Origin of the sequence: Thermosynechococcus sp. TG215 (assembly GCF_031583455.1) — a bacterium.
In the GTDB taxonomy this organism is placed as follows: Bacteria; Cyanobacteriota; Cyanobacteriia; order Thermosynechococcales; family Thermosynechococcaceae; genus Thermosynechococcus.
This window is the reverse complement of record NZ_CP134178.1, coordinates 173,431-188,092: the sequence shown is the minus strand read 5'-3', so window position 1 is coordinate 188,092 and position 14,662 is coordinate 173,431. Positions and strand designations below refer to the sequence as shown.

At 55.3% G+C, this 14,662-nt stretch carries 9 protein-coding genes; 6 read left to right on the top strand and 3 right to left on the bottom strand.

What is annotated here, in order from left to right; all coding sequences use genetic code 11:
* Window positions 1-4: 4 nt before the first annotated feature.
* A complete protein-coding gene (gene pipX / locus RHJ02_RS00865; protein ID WP_225901608.1) occupies window positions 5-286 on the bottom strand; it encodes a transcriptional coactivator PipX in 282 nt (93 codons plus the stop codon).
* Window positions 287-445: 159 nt separating this feature from the next.
* Here pipX and RHJ02_RS00860 point away from each other — a divergent pair, with 159 nt between their 5' ends.
* The 4 genes from RHJ02_RS00860 (at window position 446) to RHJ02_RS00845 (ending at window position 9,335) form a co-directional block, all read left to right on the top strand.
* On the top strand, window positions 446-1,555 hold the full coding sequence (locus RHJ02_RS00860; RefSeq protein WP_206200657.1) for a S49 family peptidase: 1,110 nt from the start codon (window positions 446-448) through the stop codon (window positions 1,553-1,555).
* Window positions 1,555-2,277 (top strand): tRNA (guanosine(37)-N1)-methyltransferase TrmD, encoded by a 723-nt coding sequence (trmD, locus tag RHJ02_RS00855; RefSeq protein ID WP_206200656.1) that lies wholly within the window; start codon window positions 1,555-1,557, stop codon window positions 2,275-2,277. The genes RHJ02_RS00860 and trmD overlap by 1 nt, the downstream gene beginning before the upstream one ends.
* 251 nt (window positions 2,278-2,528) lie before the next feature.
* The gene (locus RHJ02_RS00850; protein WP_310800352.1) at window positions 2,529-6,326 is read left to right on the top strand and encodes an EAL domain-containing protein; all 3,798 of its coding nucleotides are present in this window, start codon (window positions 2,529-2,531) and stop codon (window positions 6,324-6,326) included.
* A 9-nt stretch (window positions 6,327-6,335) separates the two neighbouring features.
* Window positions 6,336-9,335: a DEAD/DEAH box helicase gene (locus tag RHJ02_RS00845; RefSeq protein WP_310800351.1), complete on the top strand. Its 3,000-nt coding sequence runs from the start codon at window positions 6,336-6,338 to the stop codon at window positions 9,333-9,335.
* On the opposite strand, the gene RHJ02_RS00840 is transcribed toward RHJ02_RS00845, so the two are convergent.
* On the bottom strand, window positions 9,332-10,114 hold the full coding sequence (locus RHJ02_RS00840; protein WP_190278036.1) for a YaaW family protein: 783 nt from the start codon (window positions 10,112-10,114) through the stop codon (window positions 9,332-9,334). The two genes, RHJ02_RS00845 and RHJ02_RS00840, sit on opposite strands and share 4 nt — an antisense overlap.
* 183 nt (window positions 10,115-10,297) lie before the next feature.
* On the opposite strand from RHJ02_RS00840, the gene ccsB reads away from it, so the two are divergent.
* Together ccsB and tilS are read left to right on the top strand one after the other, a co-directional pair.
* Window positions 10,298-11,257: a c-type cytochrome biogenesis protein CcsB gene (gene ccsB, locus RHJ02_RS00835; RefSeq protein ID WP_206200653.1), complete on the top strand. Its 960-nt coding sequence runs from the start codon at window positions 10,298-10,300 to the stop codon at window positions 11,255-11,257.
* Window positions 11,258-11,270: 13 nt separating this feature from the next.
* On the top strand, window positions 11,271-12,305 hold the full coding sequence (gene tilS / locus RHJ02_RS00830) for a tRNA lysidine(34) synthetase TilS (protein ID WP_206200652.1): 1,035 nt from the start codon (window positions 11,271-11,273) through the stop codon (window positions 12,303-12,305).
* Here tilS and RHJ02_RS00825 read toward each other — a convergent pair.
* On the bottom strand, window positions 12,226-14,661 hold the full coding sequence (locus tag RHJ02_RS00825; protein WP_310800350.1) for a DNA topoisomerase (ATP-hydrolyzing): 2,436 nt from the start codon (window positions 14,659-14,661) through the stop codon (window positions 12,226-12,228). The genes tilS and RHJ02_RS00825 overlap by 80 nt on opposite strands.
* Window position 14,662: the final 1 nt, after the last annotated feature.

Below are 14,662 nucleotides of genomic sequence, written 5' to 3'. Positions count from 1 at the left end.
CGGGTTACATGAAGGCTTGGCGATGAATCGCTTGTAGGGCTTGGTATTCAGCAGTTTTGCCAAGACGGCGCAGCGATCGCAACCGCTGTTCAATGAGCATCCGCGCATCGGTGCGACTAATAGACTCAAACGCCATCCCTGCCGGCCGTTGGCTGACAATGAAGAACAGCCGCTGTGCATACAACGTGGTAAAAAGTTGCCGATGCTCATCAATAGGGCACACCCCATAAAGCAAGCCAAAGGTGGGGTGATTGAGATACTGCTCAGCGGTCATCGAGGGTTTCATTCGTAGAGAGAACCTACCTCGCAAAAGGATCGTGACAGGTCAACACGGCAAGGGTGGCTTGTGAGGGGCAAAAACAGGAGAAAACCGCAGGGGGCGGCTAAAATAAGTAAAACATTTGACTAAAAACTTTTCAGATTATACTCAACCCTTTCCTCCTCTATGACGCGCTCCCTTCCCCCCTTTTGGCCCAGTGTGTTTCACCGCTGCGGTGTGATCTTTTTTGGCACGCTAACCTTTTTTTTCACATTGGGGGTGGTGGGCTTCAGTGCCACGATCTTCTTTGCCCTCCTCGGGGTCTTGTTGGCGCCCGCCAGTGAAACCAGTCCCTACGAGCACGTTAGCGGCAAGGAGGGCAGTCGCGATCGCATTCTCAGAATTGACATTACTGGGCCAATTCTCGGCAGCCCGCAAAACGAAGAAGATAGCTTCTTTGCGCCCCTTGTCGGTGTCACCTACGGCTATGAAGTGCAGCGGCAGTTAGCAGAAGCGGCTAAGGACGAAACGATTAAGGCTGTCTTTGTCAATATCAGCACTCCCGGCGGCACGATCTTTGGCTCGCAGGCGATCGCCGAAGGCATTAGGAGCTACCGCGCAGCCACCCAAAAACCGGTCTATGCCTTTATTGAGGGCATTTCTGCCTCCGGTGGCGTTTGGGCTATGGTGACAGCGGATCGGATCTACGCTGATCACGGCAGCATGATTGGCAGTATTGGCATTCTCGGCCCTAGTGTTTTCTACTACGATCGCCCCACCAGTCTCGATAATGGCCTATTGATGGGAGGCGTTACTGCCAACCGTATTGAAGAACGGACACTGAGCGCCGGTCGTAGCAAAGATATTGGCAATCCCTTCCGTCGCCTCACCCCCCAAGAAATTGAGGTCTTCCAAGCCGGCCTTGAACAGGAGTACAGCAAGTTTATTAATCATGTGGCGCAGGCACGGGGCATTGATCCCAGTGTTATTCGCAACAAAATGGGAGCAATGATTTTCAGTAACGAGCAGGCGCAGCGCTATCGCCTCATTGATGGCACCCGCAGCCGTCCAGACACCCTCAGTGCCCTTGCTAGTGCTGCCAAGCTCAAGGAAGGAGAATATGCCCTTGTCCGTTTTCGGCGCGATCGCTCCCCTTTGATCAATCAACTCTTTGGTGTCCAGTCACCTCCCCCAGCACCAGAAACCCAGCAGGTGTGGAAACAAGAGCAACTGTGTGCCCTCAGCCAATTGCGCGCCCTTGCCTACTATGGTTCCCTCTCTTGCCACCGCCAGTAATGCGTTTCGATATTATTACCCTCTTTCCAGAGTTCTTTGCCTCCCCCCTCGGCAGTGGCTTAATGGCCAAAGCCTTGGCACGCGGGATTGCCGAGGTCGTCCTGACGAATCCGCGTGACTTTAGTACTGATAAGCACCAGCGGGTGGATGATGAACCCTACGGGGGGGGTGTGGGCATGGTGATGAAGCCTGAACCCCTCTTTGCGGCGGTGGAATCGCTGCCCTCCTTGCCCCGCCGTGAAGTGATCTATGTCACCCCCCAAGGGCAACCCCTGACCCAACAGCACCTCTGGCATTGGTCGCAGGAGCGAGATCAACTAGTGATTCTCTGTGGTCACTATGAGGGCGTGGATGAGCGGGTCGTCCAGCATTTGGTGACCCAAGAGATCTCCATTGGCGACTTTGTTCTCACTTGTGGGGAAATTCCAGCTCTGGTGATTCTCAATGGTGTGCTGCGACTGCTGCCCGGCACGGTGGGCAAAGCGGCTTCCCTGCATCAAGACAGTTTTGAGGACGGTTTATTGGACTATCCCCACTACACTCGACCCGCAGAGTTTCGAGGGTGGACGGTACCGCCGGTCTTACTTTCTGGTCACCATGGGGAAATTGCTGCTTGGCGGCGGGCACAGCAAATTGAACGCACTCGCCAACGCCGCCCAGATCTGTATGCGCGCTGGCTGGCTCAGCGGGAAGCCACACTCAAAACCAAGGAAGGAGAATAGGAAATTACTTTATACTTCTTAAGAAAATCAGTTATAAATCAGTTATATGTCAAAAAAAAAAAAAATAATAGCAAGTACCATCGTAATTATTACGAATATGTAATCAGAAAGCTGCTGCGCTTAGCTTTAGTCAGGAGCCCCAGTAACTTCCTACGATTAATCCTATGGATAGTTTGTTCCCCACTTTCCTAAGGCCTGCCACCCCCAATGCCAGTGGCGGTGCAGATTCAGTGATCGACCGGTCAGATGGAATGGGGAAAAGTGATGGGGGGCACTACCTAACAGCAATCCTAGGGGCGTTACCAATTGCTGTGGCTCTTGCTGATCCCGCGGGGGAAATTAGCTACATTAACCCCTTTGGCCAAAGACTCTTGACGGTGACGGATCCCCAAGCGGCGGCAGCCGACATTTGGGCAAATCTGCAGGTTTACTACTGCGGTAGCGATCGCCCCTATCCCAAGGAAGAGTTGCCCAATAGGCAAGTCCACCAGCGTTTAGAACCCTGTTCTGTGGACGTAGATCTGCTGTTGAGCGATCGGCGATTAACCCTAGCAATCCAAGGCTGCCCCATTGTTGATCCCAGCGGCAATCTGCAGTGCATTGTGCTCACGTTTCAGGACATTACTGGGCGCCAACCTCAGAAAATACAGCCCCAAGGGCTTGCCTGTTCTCGTCAGCAGCAGCCTGATTCTAGGCAGTGTGACTCCGGCATCTTCCAAGACCAAGGTGACTTTCTTTTATCCCTGCACCCAGATACCACCATCCTATTTGCCAATGAGGCCTTTTGCCGCTTCTTTAACTGTTCTGCTGCTGAAGTCACTGGTCGCCCCTTAGGGGAGTTCGTCTGCTGTGAAGATGCCGTTTGTTTCCAAGCGCAGGTGATGCAGCTTACACCCGCTGCGCCCCTATTTACCTGCGAAAGTTGCCTACCTCATCCCCAAAAAGGGAGTCGCTGGATCCAGTGGCTGAATTCAGGGGTTTTTACGGCTGATGGTTCCCTCAGTGGGATTCAATCCGTTGGCCGAGATGTGACCACGCTCAAAAATCAACTACTGCGCGAGCAGGCTCTCAATCGTGTCATTCAAGCCATCCGCAATTCCCTTGACCTTGAAACCATCTTTGACACCGCTGTGCGGGAAATTGTGGAAATAGGGCTGGGATGGGATGCCTGTGTGGTTCGCTACCTTCCGGAAAGGCAGGTGTGGCAGCCGGTTGCTGAATATCACAGCGATGCCAATGCGCCGCGGTTTCTTGGCTTTGAAATCCCAGATCAGGACAATCCCTTGGCCACACGGCTGAAGGCAGGAGAAGTGGTTGCCATCGCCGACACCTGCCAACTGACCGATGCAGTGAATCGAGCCTTTGCGGAACAATTGCCGGGGGCATGGTTACTGGTGCCTTTGATTGTTAAAGAGCGCCCTTGGGGCAGCCTGAGTTTGTTTGTGCCGCACCAAACCCATGCGTGGTCAGAAGTGGAAATCAATTTTATGCGTACCATTGCCACCCAACTGGAGGTGGCGGTTTACCAAGCCAATCTATACGCCCAAGCCCGCAAAGAACTGGCTAAACGTTCCCGTCTTGCCGCAGCATTGCGCAAGAGTGAAGAACGGTTTCGTTTGACAGCTCTTCACCTACCTGGTGCCCTGTTTCGCTATGAACAGTACCCCGATGGTCGCAATCGGGTATTTTATCTGAATCCAATGTGCGAACGTCTTTGGGGCATCCCGGCGGCGGTGGCTGCTGAGGATGGTGAAAGTTTGTGGCAGCTGGTACATCCAGAGGATCGGGAAGCCACATGGCAATCGGTTCTCTATTCTGCGGCAAATTTGACGCCATGGCTTTGGCAATGGCGCATTATTCATCCCACCAGCGGCGAAGTGCGCTGGCTAGAGGGCGCCGGACAGCCCACACTGGCGGCTAATGGGGTCGTGGTCTGGTACACCGTGATGTTGGATGTCACTGAGCGCCATTTGGCCGAAGAGCGCCTCAAGGAGCAGCAGGCCCAGCTAGAGGTGGCTATCCGTGCTTCCAAGATTGGCTTTTATTTTCATGACCTCTCTACGGGAACCATGCTTGTTTCGCCAACCCACAGAGCCCAGCTGGGCGACCTGCCTAGGACTGAAGCGTTCAGTTGCGCAGATTGGCAGGAGCAACTCCATCCCGAGGATCGCGATCGCGCCCTTGCGGCCTACGAGCAATTTCTGCGCGGTGAAGCGGACTATGACATTGATTTTCGCCTGCGCCACCACGATGGAACCTACCGCTGGTTCCACAGCAATGCCGTGTTAATTCGGGATGCCCAAGGTCGCCCCTCTAAGGTGGTGGGTACCCATATTGATATTACAGACCGCAAAGCTGCTGAACTGGCGCTGCGCGAAAGCGAAGAACGCTATCGACTGCTGGCGGAAAACATGACCGATATTGTGTGCCTTTTAGATCGGGAAGGCCGGTGTTTGTATGTTAGTCCCTCCTATGAAACCCTATTGGGTTGGTCTTCTGGGAGGCTCATTGGTCAGCATTTTACGCAGTTGTGCCATCCCGATGAGCGATCGCGGGTCAAGCAGGAACTGCAACAGATGATTCAGCAGCAGCGGTTTTGGCCCATCACCCATCGAGCCTGTACAGCGAATCAGGAGTTGCTCTGGCTAGAAACCCTCTTCAAGCCCCGCTACGACAGTCAGGGACAATTGCAACAGTTGCAGACCAGTTCCCGCGATGTCACCAGTCGGGTACAGGTGCAATTGCAGCTAGAGCATGAGGCCTATCACGATCCCCTGACAGGGTTGCCCAACCGCCTCTACTTCATGGAGCAGTTGGCAGCCACAATTGCCGCAGCTCAAAGGAATCCTGAGCTTCACTATGCCGTGCTGTTTTTGGATGTGGATCGCTTTAAGGTGATCAATGACAGCCTCGGCCATGCAGTGGGCGATCGCCTGCTCATTGCCTTTGCCACTTTGCTGCGGCGTCTCATCGAAAATAGGCATATTGTGGCTCGCCTCGGCGGAGATGAGTTTGTGATTTTGGCAACCGCTTTACCCAACTTGGAGAGTGCCATTGCTCTTTGCGAGCAAATTACCCGTTGCCTCCAAGAACCCTTGGTCGTAGAGGAGCGGCAAATTTTCCTCAGCAGTAGTATTGGTGTCGTCTTTGCCCAAAATGAGTATAAAACGGCTTTTGCTGTCCTTAGGGATGCCGATATTGCCCTGTATCAAGCGAAAGCCCACTCCACAAGACGCTACGCCATCTTTAACGCCCAGATGTACGAACAGGTGCTAGAGCGCCTCCACCTTGAACACGATCTGCGCCATGCCCTCAGCCATGGAGAACTGCAGCTGTTTTATCAGCCCTTTTTTAATTTGGCAGATCAACAACTGGTGGGCATGGAGAGCCTAGTGCGTTGGCAACATCCTGAACGCGGACTGATTCTGCCGGGTGCTTTCATCTCAATTGCTGAGGATACAGGGCTGATTGTTGACCTTGACAAGTGGGTTTTGGAGCAGGCTTGTCGACAGTTTTGGTTGTGGCAACAGCAGTTCCAAGGGGCAGCCAACTTGATCCTGAGTGTGAATGTCTCGGCCAAGACACTGAAGCACCCCAGTTTCCTCCACCACCTTAGCCGCATTCAGCAACAGTATCCCTTGGGCAGAGGACAGTTGGTTCTAGAACTCACCGAAAGCATCGCCCTTGAATTGGGCAGTGAAATGCTGAGTCTCCTAGAGTCACTGCGGGAGCGCCACATTGAAATTAGTATTGACGATTTTGGAACGGGCTATTCCTGCCTGAGTTATCTCCACAGCCTACCGATTCACCACCTCAAGGTGGATCGCGCCTTTGTCCAGCAATTGGAAGACAACCAGCGCAACCTCAAAATTACCAAGATGATTTTAGTCCTTGCTCAGGAGTTGGGCTACCGCGTTATTGCCGAAGGGATTGAAACCCGCGACCAACTGCACATCCTGCAGCGACTGGGGTGTGATTATGGGCAAGGGTATCTCTTTGCCCGACCCATGCCTGCTGAAGCACTCGCATCCCTCTTGAAAGCCCACTAAAATATTGGCATGGCTGTTTTCCATGGGACGTGGCTGGCAACGCCGACGCCGCGCTTTTTTGCATGGGCAGAAGAATGGCGATCGCTCACTCAGGCAATCACGCCTTGGGTTCCGACTGCTGTGCCTGTTTATCCCTATGCCACCCAACTGAAGACACCTCCGCTTGTCAATGCCGATCCGAGTGTTGCCTATGCTGCTTTGCCCGCACAGATTCAGGAGCATCACCTATTACCGCCTCCCCTAGCGGAAGTCAACGGCGAACCGCTGTTTCTCTGGCAGGTGCCGGGTTGGGCGATTCCTGCCTCAGGGGTTTTAGAGCAACTACATCAACTGGGTCTTCAGGGTCGCGAAAGCGCTGCTATTGGCGATGATCTGCGCTATTGGCTGCACGTTAGTCGCTGGTTACTGGATTTAATTGTGCGCGGCCAATACTTGCCTACGGCTGAAGGGTGGCGGATTCTGCTCACCCATGGGGGCGATCGCGATCGCTTTCGCCAATTTAGCCAACGGATGCCGGATTTATGTCGCTGTTATCAAACTGATGCCACGGCGCTGCGGTTTCCGCCCCATGCCACCGATCTATTGGCAGATTTTCTGCACCACACCTTGCAGGGCTATCTCCACACTGCCCTTGCCGCCCTAGAGTTACCCAAAGTGGGCTTGGCTAAGGAGCATAGTCACTGGCTGACTTTCCTCAAAACAGGGCAAGCAACGGAACTGCCGCCTTCTTTTGTGGAACGGCTCCAACGTTGGCAAGAACCCTACCGCGAGCAGTTGGATCTGCGCCCCCAATGGCGCTTGGCACTGCAACTGGTGCCCCCAGATACTGCCGAGGGTGATTGGCGCTTGGCCTTTGGCCTACAAACGGAGGGCGAAACGGAAACGATGCTGGCGGCGGCCGAGATTTGGCAATGTACGCAAGAGTCCCTCCTCTATCACGGACAAGTGCTCTGGCAGCCCCAAGAAACCCTGCTGCGGGGACTGGGTTTGGCCTCACGCATTTATCGTCCCCTCGATCGCAGTCTCCAAGAACCCTCCCCTGTGGGTCTGACGCTGCAAACCACGGAAGTTTATGCCTTCTTGCAAAGTGCCATTCCGCTCCTTGAGCAGCAGGGGGTTGCAATTATTGTGCCACCGAGTTTGCGCCGCAATAGCGCCCAGCATCGCTTGGGTCTGAGGATGATTGCTTCATTGCCGCCCACCGCCACCAGCGGCTTGAGTATTGAGAGCTTGATGCAGTTTCAGTGGCAATTACAGTTGGGGCAGCATCCCCTCTCGGAAGCAGATTTTGATCAACTGCGCCGCCAAGAGAGTCCCCTTGTTTATCTCAATGGTGAGTGGGTGCTGCTGCGTCCCCAAGAGGTCAAGGCCGCTCAAGAGTTTCTCCAGTCTCCCCAAAAGACCCAGCTCTCCCTTGCCGATACGCTGCGCATTGCCACCGGGGATACGGTAACGGTGGCCAAGTTACCCATTCTTGGTTTAGACGCCAATGATGCCCTTCAGGCACTACTCGATGGCCTCACGGGTAAACAAACCCTTGATCCAGTGCCGACACCGCAGGAATTTTGTGGTGAACTGCGTCCCTACCAAGCGCGAGGGGTGGCGTGGTTGAGTTTCTTGGAACGCTGGCGGTTGGGGGCTTGCTTGGCCGATGATATGGGCTTAGGGAAAACGATTCAACTGTTGGCCTTTTTGCTCCACCTCAAGGAAGCAGGACGTGCCTACCGACCGACACTGTTGATCTGTCCCACCTCGGTACTGGGCAACTGGCTACGGGAGTGCCAAAAATTTGCACCGACATTGCGTGCCTATGTCCACCACGGCAGCGATCGCCCCAAGGGCAAGGCATTTCTGAAAAACGTCGAAACTCACGATCTGATTCTCACCAGTTATGCCCTCCTGCAGCGCGATCGCGCCACCTTGCAACAGGTGTCATGGCAGCATCTGGTCCTCGATGAAGCCCAAAACATTAAAAATGCCAACACCCAGCAGTCCCAAGCGGCACGGGAACTCTCCGCCCAGTTTCGCATTGCCCTGACGGGAACCCCCCTAGAAAATCGTCTCCTTGAACTCTGGTCGATTATGGACTTTCTGCATCCGGGGTACTTGGGCAATCGCACCTACTTTCAGCACCGCTATGTGCGACCCATTGAACGCTATGGTGACACTACCTCCCTCAACGCCCTGCGCACCTATGTTCAGCCCTTCATTCTACGGCGCCTGAAAACTGACCGCAGCATTATCCAAGACCTGCCCGAAAAACAGGAGATGCTGGTCTATTGCGGTCTCACCCTAGAGCAGATGCAGCTTTACACTGCGGTGGTGGAAGACTCCCTTGCTGCCATTGAAAATAGTGAAGGTATCCAGCGGCGCGGCCATATCTTGGCTACGCTGACCAAACTCAAGCAAATCTGTAACCATCCCGCCCAGTATCTCAAGCAGGAAGACTATGCCCCCGATCGCTCGGGTAAATTGCAACGCCTCATAGAAATGTTGCAAGAGCTTCAGGAAGTGGGCGATCGCGCTCTTATCTTTACCCAATTTGCCGAATTTGGCACCCACCTGAAAACCTATCTCGAAAAGGCGCTACAGCAGGAGATCTTTTTCCTGTCGGGACGCACCCCCAAAGCGCAGCGAGAACTCATGGTGGAACGCTTTCAGCACGATCCTGAGGCACCCACGGTCTTTATTCTTTCCCTAAAAGCGGGGGGCGTGGGCTTAAATCTCACCCGTGCCAATCATGTCTTTCACTACGATCGCTGGTGGAACCCCGCGGTTGAAAATCAGGCCAGCGATCGCGCCTTCCGCATTGGCCAAGCCCGCACTGTCCAAATCCACAAATTTGTCTGCACGGGTACCCTTGAAGAAAAGATCCACGAGCAAATTGAGCAGAAAAAAGCGCTTGCGGACATGATTGTGGGCAGTGGCGAACAGTGGTTAACCGAACTCAACCTCGATCAACTGCGGCAACTGCTCACCCTGGACAAAGAGCGGATGATCACACTCTAGGCCATTGCCCACTGGGATGCCTGCTCACCGCGTAGGAGGCGAATTTGGGCGATCGCGAAAATGGTGGGAATAATGCGCGCATAGTTGGTGGAAATGGCACGCCAACCCAAGTCGGCAATAAACCACACCCACAAAGCTGTACTGGCAAAGGCTAAGACGCTGCGACCGAGGGCAAATTTAGCGGCTCCCACGGCAGCGCCCCGAGACACCAAGGGAGTGATGGAGAGCTTGTACCCAGCAAAGTGAATGGCAAATTGACGAGCCACCTGCTGCACCACCATGGAGCGGACAACAGAACTGATGGCGATCGCCGCGCCTCCCTCTAGGATCAGGCGTACAGTTTCCATAGAAATCGGGTGGCCGTTGCGCAGTTCGGGCAAGCTATCTTGGATTTGGGCAGCCAAGACCTTGCGATCCTCATCCCCCAGCTTTTTCCACATCCGCTGCAACACATTCAAGAAGATTTCCATTTCCAGTTCGGGGACTGTCCAACTGGGGGAAAACTTAATTTTCAGATAGCGACAGACCCGCATCAACGTTTGCCGATAGCTGATTTGCTGTGCTTTGCCCTTGAGTACTGTCAGACCATCTGCCGCCAAAAAGCGAAACCGCTCCTCAATATCATCGAGCCATGCTTGGCGATCCTGAGCTTGGACGGCAATGGGATCCGGCGTTGTGAGATAGTCCAAGGGATTGAGCCGACGACGAAACAGAATTTCTGTTAGGTCTTGCAACTCCTCCTCCGTCGCCAATTCCAGCGCAGCCCGTAGCTCGTTCATGGGGTTCTCGCTCCAGCAGCAGCACAATAGAACATGATGATTCTTCACCCCTGATTATAGAGATTCAGGCTGAAATTGTGGTACAACCCTTTTCACAAGAATGGGAGATGCGCCACTATCCCAGAAAAGCACGGTTCGGACAGTACAATACAAAAGAGTAGCAGGCTGGCAAAATAAAAAGCTATGGATTTATTAACCCTAGAAGGTTGGCTCGATAACAGTGCCTTTGCGGTGCTTTTGATCACGATGTTGCTCTACTGGTGTGGGGCAGCGTTTCCCCAATGGCCTGTTCTCACGGCTGCGGGTCGCACGGGGATGGCGATCGCCAATCTCTGTATTACGGGCCTGCTGGCGGCGCGTTGGATTGAGGGGGGCTACTTTCCCATCAGCAATCTCTATGAATCCCTCTTTTTCCTGTGCTGGGGTTTGACAGCCATGCACTTTGTCGCCGAGTCCATCAGTGGCCAGCGCCTTGTGGGGGTTGTTACTGCACCCGTTGCCATGGGAATTACGGCTTTTGCGGCTCTCTCGCTCCCCCCGGAAATGCAGCAGTCAGCGCCTCTGGTGCCTGCCCTGAAGTCCAACTGGTTAATGATGCACGTCAGTGTGATGATGCTCAGCTATGCCACCTTGATGGTGGGGTCACTGCTGGCGATCGCCTTCCTAGTGGTCACATGGGGCAAACCCGTCAGCCTTAAGGGCAGCTCTGTGGGCACAGGCAGCTTCCGCAGTCGCGCGCCAGAACCTTCCTTAGAACCCTCGACTGGGGGCGGCGGCACCACGGTACTGACCCAACCCACCCTGCAATTGAGTTTGCAACGCCTCACCTTGGCTGAGACCCTCGATAACTTGAGCTACCGCATGATTGGTCTTGGCTTCCCACTGCTAACCATCGGCATTATCTCTGGTGCGGTCTGGGCAAATGAGGCTTGGGGGGCGCCTTGGAGTTGGGATCCCAAAGAAACTTGGGCACTGATTGTCTGGCTGGTGTATGCTGCTTATCTCCATGCCCGCATGACCCGTGATTGGCAGGGGCGCAAGCCGGCGATTCTCGCCACCGTTGGCTTTGGGGTGGTCTGGGTGTGCTACTTGGGGGTGAACCTGCTGGGGAAAGGTCTGCACTCCTACGGTTGGTTTTTCTAGCGGTTTTTTGCCCGTGTGGGGCATCTACCACGCCCGCCTGCATACCACCTTAAAAACCCAACAATGGCTCCCTAGGGGGGCACGAATTCTGATTGCTCTATCGGGGGGGCAAGATTCCGTTTGTTTAACGCGCCTGCTATTGGATCTACAGCCCTACTGGCGGTGGTTTTTGGCGGCTGTCCACTGTGATCACCGCTGGCGGGCAGATAGCGCTGCCAATGCAAATTTTGTCCAAGCGCTAGCGCAGCAATGGCACCTGCCCTGTGAGGTGGTGAGTGCCCCTGAGATGTCCAAAACGGAGGCGGCAGCCCGTTCATGGCGTTACCAAGTCTTTGAGACCGTGGCCAAGGCGTTGGATTGCACCCATGTGGTGACCGCCCACACCCAGAGCGATCGCGCCGAAAGTCTCCTACTACATCTACTGCGCGGCACCAGCCCCGATGGCCTAGCCACCCTCTTACCTAGCCGTGCTTTGGGTGCGATTCAGTTAGTACGTCCACTCCTAGGGATGACGCGAGCGGAAACGGCTACCTTTTGCCAAACCTACGGGTTACCCGTCTGGCAGGATGCAACGAACCACCATCTCAACTATCGCCGCAATCGGCTGCGTTTGGAGTTAATTCCCTATCTGCAAGCGCACTTTAATCCGAATGTGGAAGAGGTGCTTGCCCAAACCGCTGAACTGCTGGCTAGCGATCGCGCCTATTTCGAGGCTGAGGTGGAGCGTCTTGCCCCCACCGTGATCCGCGAGCATCCCCCTGCCTTGGAGCGGCTGCGCCTACGGGAATTGCCCCTTGCGCTGCAACGCCGCTTGATCCAGCGATTTTTGCGTCAGCACCTGAAACGGGGCATTGATTTCAGCCTAATTGAAGCGGTGCGTCCTCTGATCACGGCAGGTAATGGCAGCCAAACCTCAACGCTGCCGGGGGGGTACCACCTGCGGGTCTGTGGTCAGTGGCTTGAACTGATCAGGCCAACGGCACCACCGCCTGAATCTGTTCCTGCGGATCAAGGGGAGCGATCGCCACCCCTACCGCCTCTTTATTGAGGATGGGGATCTCTTCGCCGTTGGTGATCCAAGCTCGCTCTTGGTTCGTCACCAGTGCCAGGGGGCTACCGCCGCGGCCAATGCCCGCCAAGCGATCCGCTTTTTGCCGCAGAGGCATCGCCAACTGGCCTAAATGACCAAGGGGCACAACTTCCATTAGGGGCAGCGGCACTTGTTTACCAAGGCCTGAAGTGGTAACGAGGATCACATTCTCCAGTTCCGACAGGGCGATCGCCCCCACCAAGGTTTCTCGCACACTGAGGCGCACCGCCGCTTGACCTTGATTCAGCCGCCCTAAAGCGGGAATGTTGGAGATGAAAAAGTGAAAGACCCGCCCCCGCGAGGTGGCCAACACTAAGTGATCCGTATCTGCAGGCAGTACCCAACCGAGGGCATCCCCCGCCTTGAGTTTCGTGAGTTGCAGACCCCGCCCGCTCAGGTCTTGCAGATCTGAGATTGGAATGACCTTAATGCGGCCTTGGCGCGTCAGCAAAATCAGCTTCTCTGCTGGGGCTTGACTGGGCAAGACCGTCAGGAGGGTTTCCCCTTGCGCCGACTCCGGCAAGAGAGTCAGTAGGGGTTGACCGCGATCGCTCTCACGGCGGCTGGTAACGGGTAATCGCTCTACGGGCAGCGGATAGACCTTGCCACTTTCCGTAAACACCCACAGGCGATCCCTAGCCTGTACCGAGAAGGCCAAGGGCAATGGCTCTGACCACGGTAGCCACGTTTGCCACTGGAGACTCCCCCGACTGCGCTGGGACAGACAGCGCCCGTAACCGCGATGATTCACTTCGACCCAGAGGGACGTATCGTCACGATCATTGGTCTCCACGGGGGTGGGGGGCGGCGGCGCTGCCGTGAGGATTTGAGTGCGGCGGCGATCGGCAAAGGCTTTCTTTAACTGCCGCAATTCTTTCTTCAGTGCCTTGAGGCGCTCAGGACGCTGGTTAATCAGGGTTGCCAACTGGGCAATCCGCGCTTGTAGCTCCGCCTGTTCCCGTTCTAGGTCTTGGCGCTCCTGTTGGGTGAGGCGGCGTAGGGGCATGGCAATCAGGGCACTGGCTTGGCGATCGCTCAAACCCAAGCGGGTCATCAATTCCCGCTGAGCAGTACTGCCATCCGCTGCCGATCGCAAAATCTCAATCACCTGATCCATGGCATTGAGGCCGATTAAGAGTCCCGTCACCACATGCTGGCGGGCTTGAGCCGTTTCGAGATCATGGCGATATTGCCGTAGCAGGGTCTGCTCGCGAAATTGCAAAAACTCACTGAGAATCTCCTTGAGGGAGAGTTGGCGGGGTTGATTGCCCACCAGTGCCATCAAGTTGATGCCATAGGTTACTTGTAGGGCCGTCAGGCGGTAGAGTTGCTCCAAGAGTTGTGCCGCTGAGGCATCCCGCTTCAGTTCAATGACCACCCGCAGCCCCTCGCGATCGCTTTCGTCCCGCAGATCGGCAATGCCCTCAAGGCGACCTTGATTCACCAAATCCGCCACCTTCTCAATCCATGCCGCCTTATTCACCTGATAGGGTAGCTCTGTCACCACAATGGCTTGGCGACGGTGGCGGCCGCGTCCGGGCTGAATATCCTCAAGGGTGGCCACCCCCCGCAGGGTGATCGTCCCTCGACCCGTGGCGTAGGCGCGCAGCAATGCTGCCCCATCCACAATCACACCCCCCGTGGGAAAGTCCGGTCCCGGCAGGTGGGTGAGCAGTTCCTCTAGGGAGAGATGGGGACGGTCAATAAGCGCAATCAGAGCATCCACCACTTCCCCCAGATTGTGGGGTGGAATGTTTGTGGCCATGCCCACAGCAATTCCCGTTGCGCCATTCAACAGCAAAATCGGCAGTTGCGCCGGCAGCACCAATGGCTCCTCTTGGGAACTGTCAAAGTTGGGGACAAAATCCACAATCGCGTCGCTGATATTCTCCAGTAGCGTGCGGTGGGCGATCGCTGCCAAGCGCGTTTCCGTGTAGCGCATTGCCGCCGCAGGATCATCATCAATGGAGCCAAAATTGCCATGCCCTGCCAAGAGGGGATAGCGACTGCTAAAGGGCTGCACCAAGCGCACCAGTGCCTCATAGACCGCTTGATCCCCATGGGGGTGATATTTCCCCAGCACATCCCCCACCACCCGTGCACACTTGCGAAAGGGGCGATCGGGCGTCAACCCCAACTCATACATGGCATAGAGAATCCGCCGATGCACTGGTTTTAGCCCATCCCGCACATCTGGTAGTGCCCGCCCCACAATCACACTCATGGCGTACTCCAGATAGGAGCGTTGCATTTCACTGTGCAGTGGTGTTGGGATCACCTGTCCAGAGGTCAGCAAATCCAGTTGTTTGGGCATG

Bases quoted from the DNA above. Each gene is read 5' to 3' on its own strand.
- RHJ02_RS00845 (WP_310800351.1), top strand. From the start codon at position 6,336: ATGGCTGTTTTCCATGGGACGTGGCTGGCAACGCCGACGCCGCGCTTT.
- RHJ02_RS00825 (WP_310800350.1), bottom strand. From the start codon at position 14,661: ATGCCCAAACAACTGGATTTGCTGACCTCTGGACAGGTGATCCCAACA.
- pipX (WP_225901608.1), bottom strand. From the start codon at position 286: ATGAAACCCTCGATGACCGCTGAGCAGTATCTCAATCACCCCACCTTT.
- RHJ02_RS00840 (WP_190278036.1), bottom strand. From the start codon at position 10,114: ATGAACGAGCTACGGGCTGCGCTGGAATTGGCGACGGAGGAGGAGTTG.
- RHJ02_RS00860 (WP_206200657.1), top strand. From the start codon at position 446: ATGACGCGCTCCCTTCCCCCCTTTTGGCCCAGTGTGTTTCACCGCTGC.
- trmD (WP_206200656.1), top strand. From the start codon at position 1,555: ATGCGTTTCGATATTATTACCCTCTTTCCAGAGTTCTTTGCCTCCCCC.
- ccsB (WP_206200653.1), top strand. From the start codon at position 10,298: ATGGATTTATTAACCCTAGAAGGTTGGCTCGATAACAGTGCCTTTGCG.
- RHJ02_RS00850 (WP_310800352.1), top strand. From the start codon at position 2,529: ATGGGGAAAAGTGATGGGGGGCACTACCTAACAGCAATCCTAGGGGCG.